This is a genomic window from Massilia sp. Se16.2.3 (genome assembly GCF_014171595.1).
Classification (GTDB): domain Bacteria; phylum Pseudomonadota; class Gammaproteobacteria; order Burkholderiales; family Burkholderiaceae_D; genus Telluria.
The window spans coordinates 3,510,342-3,526,826 of record NZ_CP050451.1; the positions used below are offsets into that span (position 1 = coordinate 3,510,342).

Genomic DNA, 16,485 nt, shown 5'->3' on the forward strand with positions numbered 1-16,485 from the left:
TGGCGGGCATTATACAGCACGCCTTGGCGGCGGGAGGCGAATCGCCCTCTGCCCGGGGCCCGCCCTAGCCGGCGCCGCCGCGCAACCGGCGGGGTCGCCTCCGCTTAACAAATTCGTAACAAATTGCAATTTCGAATAGAAACTCAAACAAGCCCTGCCTACACTGGCGGTGTTCGTGACTCCTGTCCCTGCCGCCTTGACGCCATCCACACCGCCCCTTCGCCGCCCCCTTCGCCGCCCGCCCCGCATGCGCCGCGCCACGTTCCCGCCCTCGACGGCTGGCGTGGCCTGGCCATCGTCTGCCTGCTGCTCGGGCACTTCTTCCCTGTGCCGGGCATCAACCTCGGCCTGGTCGGCGTGCATCTGTTCTTCGTGCTGTCGGGCCTCCTGATGACGCGCATCCTGTTCCTGCAAAAGGCGCCGCTGCCGCTGTTCTACCGGCGCCGCATCGCCCGCATTTTCCCATCGGTCTATTTCTACCTGCCCGTCGTGACCGCTGTGTACCTTGCCTGCGGGCGTCCCGTCGACCTCTTCGAGCTGGCCACCGCCGCCAGTTTCACCAACAATTACCTGACAAACGGCACGCCCTGGACCATGCCCTTCGGCCATATCTGGTCGCTCAGCGTGGAAGAGCACGCCTACGTGCTGCTGTCGATCGTCGCCATCGCCAGCCGCGCCACGCTGGCGGGCGGCATCCGCGCCGTCGGCATCGCGACCGCCGCCATCGTCCTGGTCGCCTGCGTGTACGCCACCGTGTTCGCCGGGCGCTGGACTGGCCTGTGGGACAACTCGGAAGTGGCTGCCTTCGGCATCTTCGCTTCAGGACTGCTGCTGTTGCTGGGTGCCCGCGGCCGCCCCGGTCCATCGTCCCGGGTGCTGCCCGCCATGCTTGTCCCGGGCCTGATGCTGCTCGGCCTGGCGGCACACTGGTGGTCGCTGCCGCGCGTGGTGCACCTGCTCGCCGGCTGCGGCGCGTTCGCGCTGGCCGTCAATGCACTCGATCGCGCCCCTTCCTTCCTGCGCAGCGTCCTCGAATGGCCGCCCTTGCGCCAGCTCGGCACCTGGTCGTTCTCGCTCTACCTGTGGCAGCAACCTTTCTACCAGCTGGTGCGCCACGAAGGCCTGCATCCTGCCCCGGGCCTGGGTCTTTCCCTAATCGTTGGCGTGGCCGCCTTCCACCTGGTCGAGCAGCCTGCCCGCGACTACCTCAACCGGCGCTGGTCCGCCTCGGCGCGCCGCAGCGATGACGCGCAAGCCAGCCCGCTGGCCTGAGCTGGGCGCGCGGCTCAAGGAAAACGCAAGGTGGGGTAATCGCTCAACAGGAGCGTGAAGCCCTCTTCGTTGCTGCGCAGGCGCGCCTGCGCGCCGAACGGAATCGTCACCCGGCGCGGCACGTGGCCGAAGCGCAAGCCGGTCAGCACGGGAACGGGGAGCACTTCCCGCAGATAGGCGAGCATGGTGTCGAAATCGTAGCCATTGTCCAGGTGCCCCAGCCTGTATCCGGAAAAGTCGCCCAGGATCACGGCCTGCTGGCGCGCCAGGACGCCGGCCTGGTGCAGCTGCAACAGCATGCGCTCGACCCGGTAGGGGTGCTCGCTGATGTCCTCGACAAACAGGATGCCACCGTCGACGCGCGGGAACCAGGGCGTGCCGATGAGCGAGGCCAGCATCGCCAGGTTGCCGCCCCAGATCGGGCCGCTGGCATCGAGCACCGGGTTGCCCGGGGCCTGCTCGGTGATCAGGTGGGTGGGCCCGGCCAGGCAGCGCCAGAAACTCTCGATGGTGAAGGCGTCTGGCTCCGGCGCGCCGAAGTCGCCCGCGAGCAGCGGCCCGGCGTAGCTCGGCGCGCCCGCCTTCGCCATCAAGCCCATGTGCAGCGCCGTGATGTCGGAATAGCCGACGAAAATCTTGCCGCTGGCCGCCAGGCGCTCGAAGTCGAGCGCGGGCAGCAGGCGGGTCAGGCCGTAGCCGCCGCGTACCGCCAGCACGAGCTGGACGTCCGGATTGTCGCTGGCGGCATAGAGCTGCTCCAGGCGCGCGGCGTCGGTGCCGCCGAAGCGCTCGTGCACCGCATCGGGATCGTAATAATTGAAGACGCGGCAGCCGCGTGCGGCGAGACGGGAAATGCCGCGCTCGACGGCAAGCCGGTCCGGCGTATAACCGGCGGGGGCGACGATGGCGACGCCAAGGGGGGAAGTGCTCACTGTCTGACGAAAAGGCGCGGTGTTGAGTCCGGCGCCATCTTACCCCGCGCATGGAAGTCGATCAAGGTAAGCAAGCGTTCGTTCAGCTGGGCTGGCAGGTCGTGCCCCATGCCTTCGATGACCTCGAGACGCGCTCCCGGCACCGGGCCGCGACGTCCTCGCCGCAGGCCAGCGGCACCAGGGGGTCGCTGGCGCCGTGGATGACCGGGGTCGGCACCGTAATCGACTGCAGCAAGGCGCTGCGGTCGCTTGCCGCGGCCACCGCCAGCATCTGGCGCATGGTCCCGGCCGGACAATGGCTGCGCCGCAGGGCCCGTGCCGCGCGCCGTCGCAGGTGCTTTTCCGGAGTCGGATAGGCCGGGCTGCCGATGGCCTGCTGCAGGGCGACCGCCTGGTCGATGAGCGACTCGATATCGTTCGGGCTGGCGGGACGCCGCAGCAGCGCCTGGCGCGCGGCATGGCTCGGGCCCGGCAGGCCCCGGCGGCCGCTGCTGGACATGATGGAAGTGAGGCTGAGCACGCGCTGCGGGTGCTGCGCGGCCAGGATCTGGGCGACCATGCCGCCCATCGAGACGCCGACCACGTGGGCCTTGGCCACGCCGAGCGCGGAAAGCACGCCGAGCGCGTCCTCGGCCAGGTCTTCGAGGCGGTAGGCCGGGCGCAGCGGGAGCTTCAGGCGCGATTTGAGCCAGCTCCACCACAGGTTGGGCTTGCCGGCACGGTCGAACTTGGTCGACAGGCCGCAGTCGCGGTGATCGAAGCGGATGACATAGAAACCGAGCTCCACCAGTCCTTCGACGAATTCGTCGGGCCAGCTGGTCAATTGCATGCCGAGGCCGTGCAGCAGCAACACCGGCGTCGACTTGGCGTCTCCGGCGGTGTCGAAGGCGATGCGGAGTCCGTTGGCGGTCAGGGTCGGCATGGCGACTGGACCGGCTGCGCGGGGCGGCATCGATGTGTGGATGGGTACGGCAAGAGAGGCCTCCTGTACGGTGAAGGCCAGCATAGCATTTTCGCAGCGTCTGCGGCGCCGCCCCGGCGTGCGTGCGGCTAGCCGGCCACGCTTCGGCGGGCAGCCTGCCGGCGCTCGGCAAAAAAAAGCCCTTGAGCATGCTGCTGGCTTCCTCGGCCAGTACGCCGCCGCTCACTTCGGCATGGTGGTTCAGCACGGTGTGCGCGAACAGGTCGAGCACCGAGCCGCAGACACCGGTCTTCGGGTCGCGCGCCGCGAACACGACGCGCTGCAATCGTGCATGCATCATCGCGCCCGAGCACATCGCGCAGGGTTCCAGCGTCACGTACAGGGCGCAGCCCGGCAGGCGGTAGTTGCCGAGCTTTTTTCGGCGGCGGCGCGCAGGGCGACGATTTCGGCATGCGCCGTCGGGTCGTGGCGGCCGATCGGCTGGTTGAAGCCGGTGGCGATGACTTCGCCGTCCTTGACGACGACCGCTCCCACCGGCACTTCGCCGGCCGCCCGCGCCAGTTCGGCCTGGGCCAGCGCCAGGCGCATGAAGTGTTCGTCCTCTGGCGTGGCGGCCGTGGCGCCAGCCGCCGTGCCCATGTCGTCCGCCACGGGCGCCAGCTCGGGGAACTGACCCGGCATCGTCTCAGTCATCCGTGATTTCGGCCCAGCAGTTCGGCGTTTCGTGCAGCACCAGCTTGTGCAGGTGCAGGCCGGTGCCGAAGCGGTCGGTGTAGGCCGCTTTCAGGATGCCGAAAGCGACGCGCGCCAGGTTCTCCACCGTCGGGATGCGGTCGATGACGACGGTCTTGTGGCCGGGCAGGCTGGCGAGGAATTCGCGCACCTTGTCGTCCTTCTCGTAGACGAGGAAGGCGTGATCCCAGACGTCGACCAGGTGCTCCTTGGCGAGCGCCTTGATATCGGAAAAGTCCATGATCATGCCGTTGTCCGAGTTGCCCTCGGCTTCGATGACGGCGCCGACCAGGGTGATCTCCAGGGTGTAGCGGTGCCCGTGCAGGTTGCGGCACTGGCTTTTGTGGTCGGGAATCCGGTGGCCGGCATCGAATTCGAGTTTGCGGGTAATGGTCAACATCTGCGTAATTGGAAATTGCTGCTCAGGGAATCTGGAGCAGTTTGTGGGTCTGGAGGCTGAGCTTCCATTTCGGGTTGTTGCGGCAGGTTTCGATCGCCAGGCGCGTGTTGTGCGCGGCCAGCGGACCATCCATCGGCTGCACGAAAAAGTTCTCGAAGTCGAGGTGCTCGTAATGGGACAGGTCCTGCAGCGCCTGCGGAATCACGACCTTGATTTCGTTGCCCTTCTCGACCACCAGCTTCGAGCCCATCTTCGGGCTGACGCAGATCCAGTCGACGCCGGCCGGCACCGGCAGGGTGCCGTTGGTTTCGATGGCGATCGTGAAGCCGTGCGCATGCATGGCCTCGATCAGGGCGGCGTCGAGCTGCAGCAGTGGCTCGCCGCCGGTGAAGACGACGTACTTGCTCGCGGCGTAGCTTGCCGGCCACAGGCCATTGATCTCCGCCGCCAGGCTGGCCGCGTCGCGGAACTTGCCGCCACGCTCGCCGTCGGTGCCGACGAAATCGGTGTCGCAGAACTGGCAGACCGAGGTGGCGCGGTCGGCCTCGCGTCCGCTCCACAGGTTGCAGCCGGAAAAGCGGCAAAACACCGCCGGCCGTCCGGCATGGGCGCCTTCGCCCTGCAAGGTGTAGAAGATCTCTTTGATGCTATAGGTCACGGTAAGCCTCTCGTCAACCTTCCATTATAACCGCCCTGCACCACCTTGCCGACCCGTGGCTGGTCGCGGGCCGCCATTCCTAGCAATTGCCACGCGGCATAGTTGTTGACTCCCAACAAGAACCCCCCCTTGGTCCTGGGCTAACTTTACTGGAGGAAATTTCTTATATCCGTAAGAAGGAGCGACATGACGACCGCACTGGCCCGCACTACCGGCAGCATCCTGGCGCTCGCGATCCTGCTTGCCTGCATGCTCGGCGCTCTCGGCGCGATGGCTCCCGAAGGCGGTGCCGGCGCCCCCGGCCTGGGCATGCTGGCGACGATCCTGTCGCTGCTCGGCGCCGGCGGCGCAGTCTGCCTGTTACTGCGCCGGGTGATCGACGCCGACGACTGCGCACGCGAGATCGGCACGCGCCTCGCGCGCGAAAGCACGGCGCGCCAGCAGCTCGAAAACATGCTCGCCGAAACCCAGGCCGTACTCTCGCGGGTGGTGCGCCAGCAGGAAAACGCGCGCGACGGCGAGCGCGGCCGCATTGCGCACGAGATCCGGGACGAACTCGGCCAGATGCTGCTGTCCCTGCGCATCGAACTGTCGCTGCTGCAGGTCTCGAGCAACGGCATCCATCCTGCCGTGCACCAGAAGAGCACGGCGATGATCGTCACCCTCGACCTGGCACTGCGCTCCCTGCGCGCGGTCGTCAGCCAATTGCGCCCCCTGCCCCCGGGCGAAGGCCTGGACGCGGCGCTGGCACGGCTGCTGGCCGAGTTCACCGACAACAGCGGTATCGCCCATTATTTCGACGCGGCGCCCCTGCCCGTCGGTGCGCCGGGCACGGGGCCCGATGAAGACGCCCTGCTCTACCGCGTACTGCAGGAAGCGCTCGCCGACGTCGCCCGCCAGGCCAGTGCCACCGAAGTGCACGTTTGCCTCGGCCGCGGCGGCGAGCGCCTCAGCCTGCGACTGGACGACAACGGCGTCGTGGCGCCCGACGGCCGCAGCATGGCTTGCGGTTGCGGAATCGAGAGCCTGCGCGAGCGGATCGACGCGCTGGGCGGACAGCTGCGTATGAGCAACACTCCGGGTGCGGGAAATGCCCTGCTGCTCAGCCTTCCAGCGCCCCGTGGGCTGGTAGCCGGCTGAGAAGTCAATCCTGTGACGTTTGCTGCAAATCAATAGCGAGCACCCCTCGCGGTTGCAGAATCGGGCCTTGTCAGCAATCAATAGATTGCTCCACGGATAGTAAAGGCCCCTCGATGACCAGCACAAGCACGCAGTGTTCCTCCCATCCGGTGCCGGATGCCCCTGCCGCCAGCACGGGCGCGGCCGGGATGCGCGAACTCGCCGCCTCGGTCACGGCGCCGCTGGCCGGCATGGGTGCCAGCCTCGGCTTTGCCCACCAGCTGATGGAAATGCTCGCCATTCCCGTCTTCGTGCTCGACAGCCAGGGCCAGGTCCTGATCTGGAACCGCGCCTGCGCGCGCCTGACGGGTGTGCCGGCGGGCGAAATCATCGGGACCGACAACCACTGGCACAGTTTCTACGAGGAGCCGCGCCCGACGCTGGCCGACCTGGTCATCCAGAACCGCACCGACGAGATCCGCCACATGTATCCGCGCCATGGCAAGCCGCAGCCGGCCTGCGGCCACTTGTCGGTAGAGACCTGGTGCGACATGCCGCGCGTCGGCAAGCGCCGCTATCTCGGCGTCGACGCCAGCCCCATCTTCGACGAGCACGGCCACCTGAAGGCCGTCATCGAGAGCCTGCGCGACCTCACCGACGAAAAGATGGCGCAGATCGCCCTCGAAAAGCTGGCCACCCGCGATGGCCTGACCGGCCTGGCGAACCGGCGCTGCTTCGACGACACGCTTGCCGCCGAGTGGACGCGCGCGCTGCGCCAGTGCCAGCCGCTGTCGCTGCTGATGGTCGACGTCGACAACTTCAAGGCCTATAACGACGCCAACGGCCACCTCGGCGGCGACGAATGCCTGAAACGCATCGCCACCGCCGTGGCCAGCGAAATGCGTGCCAACGACCTCGTGGCCCGCTACGGCGGCGAGGAATTCGCCGTGATCCTGCCGAACCAGTCGCTCAAGGGCGCCGCCATCGTCGCCGAACGCATCCGCCGTCGCGTGGAAAGCCTGGAGCTGCCGAATGGCCTGGCGCCGGCGAAGCGGGTGACGGTGTCGATCGGCGCCGCCACCGCCATTGCCGGCCCGGACAACAACGCGAGCGAACTCGTCGCCATTGCCGATGCCGCCCTGTACCGGGCCAAGCATCTCGGCCGCAACCGCATCAGCCTGCCGTCCGCGGAGGGCTGACGGCCGGCCTGCCGTCAGCCGGGCCGCTGCGTCCGAAAGTACCTACATTTCCGCGCTGTTCATTCCCTGGGGAATATCTTATGCTTCGCGCTAGAATTTTTCCCAAGGAGACAGTGTGTCCAAACTCATCCCGACGGCGCTCCTCGCGCTGTCCGCGCCGATCCTGGCCCTCCCGGCGACCGCCGCCCCGCGCCAGGCTGCGTCCGCCGCGTCCGCTTCCAGCAGCGACGTGTTGCCATTCAAGGCGACCGAGAAAACCCTGGCAAACGGACTGAAGGTCATCGTCGTTCCGACCGGCTTTCCCAATCTGGTGTCGGTGACGATTCCGGTGCAGACCGGTTCGCGCAACGAAGTCGAGCCCGGCAAGTCGGGCTTTGCCCACTTCTTCGAGCACATGATGTTCCGCGGGACGAAAGCCTACCCGCCCGAGAAATACCAGGAAATCATCACGAAGTCGGGCGCGCGACAGAACGCCTACACCAGCGACGACCTCACCAATTACTACACCACCTTCGCCAAGGAAGACCTGGAGACGGTGCTCAAGGTCGAGGCCGACCGCTTCCAGCACCTGGACTATCCGGTCGAGGCCTTCAAGACCGAGTCGCGCGCCGTCCTCGGCGAGTACAACAAGAACAGCGCGAACCCGATGCAGAAGCTGTTCGAGGTCCAGCGCGACGCGGCGTTTACGACCCACACCTACAAGCACACGACGATGGGCTTCCTGAAGGACATCGAGGACATGCCCAACCAGTACGAGTACTCGAAGGTGTTCTTCGACCGCTGGTACCGGCCGGAGCGCACCACGGTCATCGTGGCCGGCGACGTCGACCCGAAACGCGCCATCGCGCTGGTCGAAAAGTACTGGGCCGGCTGGCAAAAGGGCAGTTACAAGGCGCCGGTGCCGCTTGAACCTGCCGCGCGCGGCGCCCAGTACCGCCACGTGCCATGGCCGACGCCGACCCTGCCGCTGGTGACAGTGGGCTTCCGTGCCCCCGCCTTCTCCGACAGGCAGAAGGACCAGGCGGCGCTGTCGATGGCGCTGTCGCTGGCCTTCGGCCATACTTCGCCCCTGTACAAGCGCCTGGTGCAGGACGAACAGAAAGTCGACCAGCTGTTCAACTACGCGCCGACCCGGGTCGATCCGAACCTGGCGACCATCGGTGCGCGTGTGAAGAACCCGGCGGACGCGCTCTACGTGCGCGATGCCATCCTGCAGGCGGTCGCCAGGCTGCGCGACACGCCGGTCTCGAAACAGCAACTGGCTGACGCCAAGTCGGCCAACAAGTATGGCCTGATCCGCTCGCTCGACAACACCGAACAGATCGCCTCGACCCTGGCCTCCTACGTCCATTTCGAGCGTTCCTACGGCACCCTGAACCGCTACTACCGCCTGGTCGACAGCCTGACCCCAGCCGACCTGCAGGCGGCCGCGCGCAAGTACCTGGTCGACGACAGCATGATCGTCACGACGCTGGCAAATGGCGCGCTCCCTAGCGGGATCGAGACCCTGCCGAAGGTCGCCAGCCTGGCGCCGCAGGCAGCCAGCGCGAACATCGACATGCTGGTGCAGAAGTCGGCGCTGCCGCTGGTGCGCTTCAAGCTGCTCTTTGCCGCTGGTTCCGCGCACGACCCGAAAGGCAAGGAAGGCCTGGCCGCGCTGACGGCGTCGATGGTTTCCGAAGGAGGCTCGCGCGAGCGCAAGCTCGACGAGATCGACAAGGTCCTGTTCCCGCTTGCGGGCGGCTTCAGCGACCAGGTCGACAAGGAAATGACGACCTTCACCGGCTCGATCCACAAGGACAAATGGGATGAATTCCTGGACATCGCGCTGCCAATGCTGCTCGAGCCGGGCTTTCGGGAAGAGGACTTCCGCCGCGTGAAAGACGGGCAGAAGAACGCCCTGCTGCTCGACCTCAAGGACAACAACGAGGAAGAGTTCGCCAAGGAGCGCCTGCAGGCGAATGTGTTCGTCGGTACCGGCTATGCGCATCCCGTCCTCGGCACCGTCAAGGGCATCGAATCGATCACGCTCGACGACGTCAAGGCCTTCTACCGCCAGGCCTACACCACGGGCGCGCTCAAGGTCGGTATCTCGGGCGACGTCAGCGACGCGATGACCGCTTCCTTGAAAGCGGCGCTCGCGCGCCTGCCGACCGGGCCGGGCCTGGCGGCGACGGGCGTGCCGCAAGCGCGCAAGCCGAACGGACTGGAAGTGGAAATCATCGAGAAGAACACGCGTGCGACCGCGATCTCGTTCGGCCTGCCGATCGAGGTGACCCGTTCCCATCCCGACTTCCCGGCCCTGTGGCTGGCCAAGACCTGGCTGGGCGAGCACCGTGCGTCGAGTGCGCGCCTGTACCAGCGCATCCGCGAACTGCGCGGCCTGAACTACGGCGACTATGCTTACATCGAGGCCTTCCCGCGCGGGATGAACGGCTTCTTCCCGAGCCCGAACCTGGGCCGCAAGGCGCAGCTGTTCGAAGTCTGGATCCGTCCGGTGGCACCGCAGAACGCCCATTTCGCCCTGCGTCTCGCGCTGTCTGAACTGGGCAAGATGGTCGACGGCGGCATCAGCGAGCAGGACTTCGAGACGACCCGCGGCTACCTGATGAAGAACGTCTTCGTGATGACCGCGACCCAGGACCAGCGCCTCGGCTACGCCCTCGATTCGCAGTGGTACGGCACGCCGGAATTCACGAAAATGATGCGCGACGGGCTGTCGAAGCTGACCGCGGCCGATGTCAATGCCGCGATCAGGAAGCACCTGTCGGCGCGCAAGCTGTCGGTCGTGATGATCACCAGGGATGCGGCGGCTTTGCGGGAAGCGCTGGTAACGGATGCCTTCTCGCCGATCAAGTACGACGCGGCCAAGCCGCAGGCCGTACTCGACGAGGACGCTATGATCGGCAACATGAAGCTGGGTATCAAGGCGGAGAACATCAGGATCACGCCGGCGGCGCAAGCCTTCGCCGAGTGAGGGACGCGAACGCCGCAAGCGCGGCACCCGCGAAGCACGCAGCGTCCGGATTTCCCGGCGTTGCGGCTTGACAGTAGAACGGGCGCCCGAGGGCGCCCGTTGTCATTGCGCGGCCGGCAAACATCGCCGGCTCATGCAAGTGCGCTTACTTGGTCATCTTGTCCCAGCCGTGACGCACGGCGGCCTTCATGCTGTCCCAGGTACCGCCGACGCCGCCGGTGCTGCCAGTGCTGCCGGCATTGCGCGATTCCCAGCTGCTGCGCAGTTCGGGCTCGACGTCGTCCCAGGGGCGGTTACGGTACAGTTCGCTCTGGCGCATCTGCGTGCCATAGCTGTAGGCCGGGGCGTAGTCGTCGTACTTGCCGCCGGTGCTGCCGTAGGTGCTGGTGAAGTGGTTGCGGTAGTACTCGTCGTCGCCCATCATGCTCGACTGCGCGCCGCCGAGCTGCTCGACTTCCACTTCGGTGTGGCGCACCGTGTCGTGGATCTGCTGTTCGCGCTGGGTGACTTCCTTGTTGATCGTCACTTCCTCGACCACGCGCGCCGATTTCTGCACGACGGCTTCCTCGGCCGTTTCGCGCATCTCGATCGACTGCTCCTTGAAGGCGGTGGCATCCAGGCCGCTGATCGGTTCGTTGACCGGACGGCGCTCGACGTTCACGTGCTCTTCGCGCAGGCCGATGCTTTCGTTGACCGGGGTTTCGACGATGCGCGAGTAGATGCGCACGCCGCCGCGCTGGACTTCACGCTTGCCCACTTTCAGCTGCTCTTCCACTACCGGAATGGCGGCGGTATCGCGCATCGTGGCGGTGTCGCGCTGCTGCGAACCGAGGGTCGACGAGCCCTGCAGGCTGCCGGACGAGGATGCCGAGCCTTCCAGCGAGGAACCGGTCAGCGAAGAGCTCGACAGCGACGATGCGGCCTCGGTACGTCCGCCCATGCCGGCCGAGGTGCCCGTGGTGTTCTGCTGCAGGTTGCCGCTGCCCGAGCCGTAGCTGCCCACGCTCAGTTCGTCGCGCGATCCGAGCGGCTCCTGGTAGGTGGTGCCCATCGGATTCGGATCGTTGAGCGACTGCTGGTTCAGCGGCAGGCGGTCGGTGTCGGACTGCAGCGACATCGACTGGCCACCCATGCTCGAGCCTGCGCCGCCCATCATGGCGCCCGAACTCATGCCGGTGCCCATGCCTGCGCCGCTTGCCCATTTTTCCGACTGCTCGTCGATGTCGATCGGGCCGTAGCGCTCGACGATGTCGGCGGCGCGCTCGACTTCCGGCTCGCTGTCGGTGTTCACGGTCAGCACGTGGTTGCCGCGCTCGACGGCGGTCGAGTACTTGGTGCTGTGTTCGCTGTTATCGGTACCGAAGATATCGCTGAAGAAGTTCTTGATGCTGGCGCCGATGCCCGGCTCGGTGCCGGCGGCGTCGGTCGAGGACCCCAGGCTGGAATCGGTGCCCGAACCGGTGAGCGAAGGTGCATTCGTGCTCTCGTTCCCATGCGAGAGGCGCACATCGGCGCTCGAGAAGCCCGAGGACAGCAATTCGTTCTGGGCGTTGGTGGCGTCGTTGTGGTTATCGAAGACAGCTATCAGAGTATGTTGCATGATCATTCCTCCAGATACATTGGTTACTTCGTTGGCGGGGGCCCGGAATCGTCGAAACGTTCGACATTGACCTGCTCTGCCTTGAGGACGACTTCCTGCTGGTGCCGTTCCTCGCGGCGTGTCCGGGTGATGTGGAGCTCTTCCTTGATGCGCACGCGGCGCTCCACCACCAGCACTTCCTCGAGGATCGGCACGACCAGCGTGTCCCCCTCCTGGCGGGTGGTGGGTACCTCGTCGGGCGCGACGATCCGATCGACCGCGACATGCCGGACTTCCACCTCGTCGTGCCCGAGGGCTTCGTCGATGGTGACCGGCTGTTCGACCACGGTTTTGTGGATCCGCACGCCGCGCCCCGTGTCCACCGTACGGGTGCCGATGGCAAGCTCCTCCGCGGCGACGGGGATCCGCAAGGGGTCCGGTGCTGTGGGTTCCAGGGGCCTGCCTGTCATGTTATCTGCCATGAATACGACTCCGTTCGGTTGCTGGCGCGAGACGAAATCAGGTTACCCCAAACCGTTGGGGCATGCCGCACCATTGACCCCTGTAAATGTTGAGGTCAGTCGGCAGTGCGTGCTTGCGGGAGAAAGGGGTGGCGCGCAAGGGCGCCCGTGAGTAAGGGCGCGCTGGCAAAGGCGGGTCGCGACGCAGGGGCGCCGCGGGGTTCAGTTGAACGGGTTGTCGACGGTCTTGATATCGGGCGGAGGAAGCCGTGCCGGCAGGTCCTGTCCCTCGAGTTTTTCCACGACCGCCGACAGGATCGCGTGCAAGCGGCGCGCATGCGCGAGACCGGCCTGGTCGAGCGTGATGTCGACGTCGCCGGAGATGGTGATGCGGTCGAGGCGGTTCTCGAGCATCAGGTCGCCGACGTGCAGCACGTCGGCTTCGTTAGCGAAGGGCACGAAGCCGGCCTTCTTGGTGGGCATGGGTTTCCTCTCGGCGTCAGGGTTGAATCGGGGTCAGGAAAAACGGAAGGACTTCTTCTGGCGGATCCTCGGCAGGTTCAGCATGCGCTCCTTCTGCGCACGCGTCAGCGAAGGCAGGAACTCGATGCCGACGATGCGTTCGAGCTCGGCCACCGGAATCACCTGGATGTCGGCGTTGGCGCGGTTCTCGGTAAACCAGGCGGCCGCCGCCCTCTGGCGCGGGCTGTACACGACCTTGTACAGATGGGTCGGCACCAGCACCTTGCCGACCTTGCGCAGGTTCGTGCCGAGGAAGGCCGGCCCGGTGATGACGTACAGCTGTCCTTCCTTCTTGGCCATCTTGCGCACCGCGCCCTCGATCGGCGCCCAGATGTGGCGGTTATGGTCGCCGTCCTGGGGCACCATGTTGGCCAGCGTGAAGCTTTCGCGCTGGGTCTGGCGGTCGGGCATGTCGCCGTTCGGGGTCATGTGGCCGCGGTCGAAGCCGCTGCGCGCGTAATCGTCGAGCTCGGCGCGTTGCGAACGCGGCAAGCGCGGTTCCGGATGGAAGGCGTTGTCGCGCTTGAGGCCCTGGGCCGAGGCGACGTTTTCGGCGCGCAGATTTTCGGCCGACCACAAGGGCGTACGCGTCACGCCCGAATGCATCACGCTGAATACGCCGTAGCACAGCTCGCGCGTGGCCGCGGCCAGTTTCGGGTTGCGGATTTCCGGCGCGCGGCCGTCGGCATAGTGGTCGGGGCAGCCGCTGGCCAGGGCCAGTGCGGGTGCCAGCAGCGTACCGGCGAAGGCAAGCCCGGCAAGTAGTTTCTGGAACATGTATCGATCGAATGTGTGTGACAAACGCGCATTGTAGCCGACACACATTAGCGACGCGAGAAAGGCAGCCGCCCCTGTCAATACCCGCGCACGGCTGAGAGCGACGGGTGCATTGACCGAAAGAATCGTCTAGAATTGCCGCTCTTTCGATAACATTCCATCCGGAAATAGATACCGTCAATGGAAAAGGCTCCGTTCCCGGAGGACCTGCGGCGTTTCGTGCTCACCAGCATCCCGTCCGTACCCTTCCTTGAAGCCCTGCTGCTGCTGCGCGCCAATCCGGCCCAGCAATGGCATGGCGACAACCTGGCCCAGCGCCTCTACGTAGGCGAGCGCAGCGCGCAGGCATTGCTGCAGGACCTGTGCCGTGCCGGCATGGTCGCGCCCTGTCCCGAGCCTGCGCAGCGGTGCTACCAGTACCAGCCCGCTACCAGCGACCTGCGCGAGCGCATCGACGCGCTGGCCGACTTCTACGCGCGCCACCTCGTCGAAGTCACCATCCTCATCCACTCTTCCCTCGACCGCAAGGCGCAGCAATTCGCCGATGCCTTTAAATTGCGTAAGGATTCCTAAGTGGCGCAAACCATCTATATTCTTTGCATCCTTACCTCGCTGGCCTGCGCCTGGCTGCTTTTTGCCAGTTACCGCCGCACCGGGTACCGCCTGCTGTTCTGGAGCGGCTCGTGCTTTGCCGTGATGACCTTGAATAATTTGTTCCTGCTGCTCGACAAGATCGTTTTCCCGAACGTCGACTTCCTGCCCGCGCGGCTGGTGAGTGCGCTGGTGGCAATCTCGCTGCTGCTGTATGGCCTGATCTACGAAAAGGAATGAGCATGACCGACCTGTTCACCGGCGCGATTTGCATGGGCTCGCTCGTCATCGCCCTGTTTTTCCTGCGCTTCTGGCGCAATTCCGGCGACCGCTTCTTCCTGTACTTCGCCCTGTCCTTCTTCATCGAAGGCATGCACCGGCTGTACTCGGCCGTGCACGATGCCGGTGGCGAGGATTCGCCCCTGCACTACCTGATCCGCCTGCTCGCCTATGGCTTGATCCTGTGGGCCATTTTCGAGAAGAACCTGCCGCGCGAGAAGAACGGGCGGTAGCGTGCGCCCGCCCCCGCCGCCAGGGCCGATAATGGTGTCATGACATTATCTTGAACGGAGGACAGCATGGCGACAAACGACCCGCGCGACCAGCCACAGGCACCGCAGACCCAGACCGACGAATTCAACCGTTCGGAAAACCTGCTGCCAGGCGAAGAAGGCGCCGAGGATGGCCGCTTCGAGGTGGCCGAGGAAGTCAACCTGGACATGCAGGCCGACGACACCCGCCGGGTAGGCCAGCTGCCCGAAGACCTGCCCGGCAGCGTGACCGAATCGATGCCGGACACCGTCAAGACGGAGCCCGAGGACGAGAACAAGGGCACGCCCTGAAACTCACCGGACCGGGCAGCGCAATGGAAAAGGGCACCGCTGGTGCCCTTTTTTACGCCTGCGCGCCCCGTCTGGTTCGCTCGGAGCCCTGCCTGGCTACATCGTCAAGCCCATGCGCAGTCCCTCGATAGTATGGGCCTGCACGATCGGCTCGAGGCGCTCGACAAGGCGGCAGGTGATGTGGCGGCGCAGTTCGGGCGCCAGCGTCTCGTAGTAGGCGTGGGTCAGCTGCAGGTCGTGCTTGGCGGCGTTCCCCGCGTCCGGCGCGTCGACGCCGAGCACGAACACCGGGCGCGACTTGTTCGAGCGGTTGGCCGTGCCGCGGTGGATGGTGAGGGCCGAGCGCGCGGAAATGTCGCCCATGCGCGGCAGCTTGCGCTGGCGGCGCTCGTCGTAGCGCGCCCACTTGTCCTGGGCCGGGAACATCGGGTCGTCCCCAAGCAGGTCGTCCCATTGGGTGCCCGGCGCGATCTCGAACGGCCCCATGTCCTCCTCGACGTCGACGGTGGTGATGTTGAAGGCGAGGGAGTTCAGGCGGCGGCCGACCAGGGTCGCTTCCGGTGCGGGGAAATCGCGGTGCCGGGGCTGGTGCAGCGCGCCCGGGCCGGGCACGTCGAAGCCGGCTTCGACCACGCGGTAATCGGGGCCGAGCACGGCGCGGCACACCGCCACCACCCAGGGATGGGCGATGATGTCGGCAAAGCCCGAGATGCGCTCGGGGTGCACTTCCACGTAGTAGCGGCTGGGTCCGCGTTCCAGGACGCCGCCCGGCTGACGCTTCGCTTCGTCGAACAGCGTGGCGATATCGGCCCCCAGGCGCTCGACCCAGGCGCGCTCGAATGCGCCCTTGCAGGCAATGATGCCGTCGCCGTACAGGCCGCCCATGATGGCGGACACGTCGTACTGGTCGGCAGCGGGTGTTGCAATGCTCATCCTCGTTCTCCTTCGCGTATTTCCTGTGGCATGGCGCCGCGGCGCACAGCCATGTTACTGCGAAAAACCGGGGGCGGCGCGAAAACGCCGCCGCAAATCCTGACTTGTTGAAACAATCCGACAGGGATCGCGCGGCCTCACCAGTCCAGCGTGAGCAGCAAGGCGCCCATGCGCGGCCAGCACAACTGGCTCAGTTCATCGCGCGCGGCCCAGCGGAATGCGTCCATCTCCGGGGTCGGCAAGCCGGTGGCGTGGTGCGGGAAAAAGCTGGTACAGACGAGCTGCGACAGGTCGCCCAGCTCCTCGCCGGCTTCGACCCGGAACAGGTGCAGCCGCTTGTCGCGGCGGTAGTCGAACTCGCCGAGGTCCTGGAAGCGGTTCGCATCGAAGACGACGCCGGTCTCCTCGCGCAATTCGCGCATGGCCGACGCCAACGGTGTCTCGCCGGGGTCCTGCATCCCCTTCGGGATGTCCCAGGCGGCGGTACCCGTCACGTGGCAGAGCAACAGGCGGCCGCGGGTATCGCACACCAGGGTGCCGCAGGAAATGGTGTGCTTGCTCATGCGGCC

General features: G+C 66.1%; 18 protein-coding genes and 1 pseudogene. 8 read left to right on the forward strand and 11 right to left on the reverse strand.

What is annotated here, in order from left to right; genetic code table 11:
• Positions 1-123: 123 nt before the first annotated feature.
• Entirely contained in the window at positions 124-1,272 is a 1,149-nt protein-coding gene (locus tag G4G31_RS16000; RefSeq protein WP_182988490.1) for an acyltransferase, read from the forward strand.
• Positions 1,273-1,286: 14 nt separating this feature from the next.
• Here G4G31_RS16000 and ldcA read toward each other — a convergent pair whose 3' ends face one another.
• From ldcA to queE, 5 genes and pseudogenes are all read right to left on the reverse strand, one after another.
• The gene (ldcA, locus tag G4G31_RS16005) at positions 1,287-2,204 is read right to left on the reverse strand and encodes a muramoyltetrapeptide carboxypeptidase (RefSeq protein ID WP_182988491.1); all 918 of its coding nucleotides are present in this window, start codon (positions 2,202-2,204) and stop codon (positions 1,287-1,289) included.
• 82 nt (positions 2,205-2,286) lie between these two features.
• Entirely contained in the window at positions 2,287-3,126 is an 840-nt protein-coding gene (locus G4G31_RS16010; RefSeq protein WP_229425040.1) for an alpha/beta fold hydrolase, read from the reverse strand.
• 128 nt (positions 3,127-3,254) lie between these two features.
• Positions 3,255-3,765, reverse strand: a pseudogene (tadA, locus tag G4G31_RS16015) (tRNA adenosine(34) deaminase TadA).
• Positions 3,766-3,811: 46 nt separating this feature from the next.
• Positions 3,812-4,258 carry a 6-carboxytetrahydropterin synthase QueD gene (gene queD / locus G4G31_RS16020; protein ID WP_182988492.1) on the reverse strand — a complete coding sequence of 149 codons (447 nt, stop codon included), beginning with the start codon at positions 4,256-4,258 and terminating at the stop codon, positions 3,812-3,814.
• A gap of 22 nt (positions 4,259-4,280) precedes the next feature.
• The gene (gene queE, locus G4G31_RS16025; RefSeq protein WP_182988493.1) at positions 4,281-4,916 is read right to left on the reverse strand and encodes a 7-carboxy-7-deazaguanine synthase; all 636 of its coding nucleotides are present in this window, start codon (positions 4,914-4,916) and stop codon (positions 4,281-4,283) included.
• A 186-nt stretch (positions 4,917-5,102) separates the two neighbouring features.
• Between queE and G4G31_RS16030 the strand changes: the two genes are divergently transcribed.
• The 3 genes from G4G31_RS16030 (at position 5,103) to G4G31_RS16040 (ending at position 10,211) form a co-directional block, all read left to right on the forward strand.
• The gene (locus G4G31_RS16030) at positions 5,103-6,056 is read left to right on the forward strand and encodes a sensor histidine kinase (RefSeq protein ID WP_182988494.1); all 954 of its coding nucleotides are present in this window, start codon (positions 5,103-5,105) and stop codon (positions 6,054-6,056) included.
• A 263-nt stretch (positions 6,057-6,319) separates the two neighbouring features.
• A complete protein-coding gene (locus G4G31_RS16035) occupies positions 6,320-7,234 on the forward strand; it encodes a sensor domain-containing diguanylate cyclase (RefSeq protein WP_182991809.1) in 915 nt (304 codons plus the stop codon).
• A gap of 115 nt (positions 7,235-7,349) precedes the next feature.
• On the forward strand, positions 7,350-10,211 hold the full coding sequence (locus G4G31_RS16040) for a pitrilysin family protein (protein WP_182988495.1): 2,862 nt from the start codon (positions 7,350-7,352) through the stop codon (positions 10,209-10,211).
• A gap of 145 nt (positions 10,212-10,356) precedes the next feature.
• Here G4G31_RS16040 and G4G31_RS16045 read toward each other — a convergent pair whose 3' ends face one another.
• From G4G31_RS16045 to G4G31_RS16060, 4 genes are all read right to left on the reverse strand, one after another.
• Positions 10,357-11,811, reverse strand: coding sequence for a YsnF/AvaK domain-containing protein (locus G4G31_RS16045; RefSeq protein WP_182988496.1), 1,455 nt, complete (start codon positions 11,809-11,811; stop codon positions 10,357-10,359).
• A 23-nt stretch (positions 11,812-11,834) separates the two neighbouring features.
• Positions 11,835-12,272: a YsnF/AvaK domain-containing protein gene (locus tag G4G31_RS16050; RefSeq protein WP_229425041.1), complete on the reverse strand. Its 438-nt coding sequence runs from the start codon at positions 12,270-12,272 to the stop codon at positions 11,835-11,837.
• 201 nt (positions 12,273-12,473) lie between these two features.
• Entirely contained in the window at positions 12,474-12,734 is a 261-nt protein-coding gene (locus G4G31_RS16055) for a hypothetical protein (protein WP_182988497.1), read from the reverse strand.
• A gap of 33 nt (positions 12,735-12,767) precedes the next feature.
• Positions 12,768-13,550, reverse strand: a complete 783-nt coding sequence (locus G4G31_RS16060; RefSeq protein WP_182988498.1) for a DNA/RNA non-specific endonuclease — start codon at positions 13,548-13,550, stop codon at positions 12,768-12,770.
• 180 nt (positions 13,551-13,730) lie between these two features.
• On the opposite strand from G4G31_RS16060, the gene G4G31_RS16065 reads away from it, so the two are divergent.
• The 4 genes from G4G31_RS16065 to G4G31_RS16080 all read left to right on the forward strand — a co-directional run bounded on the left by G4G31_RS16065 (position 13,731) and on the right by G4G31_RS16080 (position 14,983).
• Complete coding sequence (locus tag G4G31_RS16065; RefSeq protein WP_182988499.1) at positions 13,731-14,123, forward strand: hypothetical protein; 393 nt, start codon at positions 13,731-13,733, stop codon at positions 14,121-14,123.
• The gene (locus G4G31_RS16070) at positions 14,124-14,381 is read left to right on the forward strand and encodes a DUF5985 family protein (protein WP_182988500.1); all 258 of its coding nucleotides are present in this window, start codon (positions 14,124-14,126) and stop codon (positions 14,379-14,381) included. It begins immediately after the preceding gene.
• A 2-nt stretch (positions 14,382-14,383) separates the two neighbouring features.
• A complete protein-coding gene (locus G4G31_RS16075) occupies positions 14,384-14,653 on the forward strand; it encodes a DUF5985 family protein (protein WP_182988501.1) in 270 nt (89 codons plus the stop codon).
• A 66-nt stretch (positions 14,654-14,719) separates the two neighbouring features.
• Positions 14,720-14,983, forward strand: a complete 264-nt coding sequence (locus G4G31_RS16080; protein ID WP_182988502.1) for a hypothetical protein — start codon at positions 14,720-14,722, stop codon at positions 14,981-14,983.
• 96 nt (positions 14,984-15,079) lie between these two features.
• Here the strand turns inward: G4G31_RS16080 and G4G31_RS16085 are convergent, their stop codons facing one another.
• Positions 15,080-15,916: a phytanoyl-CoA dioxygenase family protein gene (locus G4G31_RS16085; protein WP_182988503.1), complete on the reverse strand. Its 837-nt coding sequence runs from the start codon at positions 15,914-15,916 to the stop codon at positions 15,080-15,082.
• A gap of 137 nt (positions 15,917-16,053) precedes the next feature.
• Positions 16,054-16,479 (reverse strand): NUDIX hydrolase, encoded by a 426-nt coding sequence (locus G4G31_RS16090; RefSeq protein WP_182988504.1) that lies wholly within the window; start codon positions 16,477-16,479, stop codon positions 16,054-16,056.
• Positions 16,480-16,485 lie beyond the last annotated feature (6 nt).

Coding starts and splice junctions, on each gene's coding strand:
- G4G31_RS16055 (WP_182988497.1), bottom strand. CDS start 12,734: ATGCCCACCAAGAAGGCCGGCTTCGTGCCCTTCGCTAACGAAGCCGAC.
- queD (WP_182988492.1), bottom strand. CDS start 4,258: ATGTTGACCATTACCCGCAAACTCGAATTCGATGCCGGCCACCGGATT.
- G4G31_RS16080 (WP_182988502.1), top strand. CDS start 14,720: ATGGCGACAAACGACCCGCGCGACCAGCCACAGGCACCGCAGACCCAG.
- G4G31_RS16035 (WP_182991809.1), top strand. CDS start 6,320: ATGGAAATGCTCGCCATTCCCGTCTTCGTGCTCGACAGCCAGGGCCAG.
- G4G31_RS16075 (WP_182988501.1), top strand. CDS start 14,384: ATGACCGACCTGTTCACCGGCGCGATTTGCATGGGCTCGCTCGTCATC.
- G4G31_RS16010 (WP_229425040.1), bottom strand. CDS start 3,126: ATGCCGACCCTGACCGCCAACGGACTCCGCATCGCCTTCGACACCGCC.
- G4G31_RS16060 (WP_182988498.1), bottom strand. CDS start 13,550: ATGTTCCAGAAACTACTTGCCGGGCTTGCCTTCGCCGGTACGCTGCTG.
- G4G31_RS16065 (WP_182988499.1), top strand. CDS start 13,731: ATGGAAAAGGCTCCGTTCCCGGAGGACCTGCGGCGTTTCGTGCTCACC.
- G4G31_RS16050 (WP_229425041.1), bottom strand. CDS start 12,272: ATGGCAGATAACATGACAGGCAGGCCCCTGGAACCCACAGCACCGGAC.
- G4G31_RS16090 (WP_182988504.1), bottom strand. CDS start 16,479: ATGAGCAAGCACACCATTTCCTGCGGCACCCTGGTGTGCGATACCCGC.
- G4G31_RS16045 (WP_182988496.1), bottom strand. CDS start 11,811: ATGCAACATACTCTGATAGCTGTCTTCGATAACCACAACGACGCCACC.
- G4G31_RS16030 (WP_182988494.1), top strand. CDS start 5,103: ATGACGACCGCACTGGCCCGCACTACCGGCAGCATCCTGGCGCTCGCG.
- G4G31_RS16085 (WP_182988503.1), bottom strand. CDS start 15,916: ATGAGCATTGCAACACCCGCTGCCGACCAGTACGACGTGTCCGCCATC.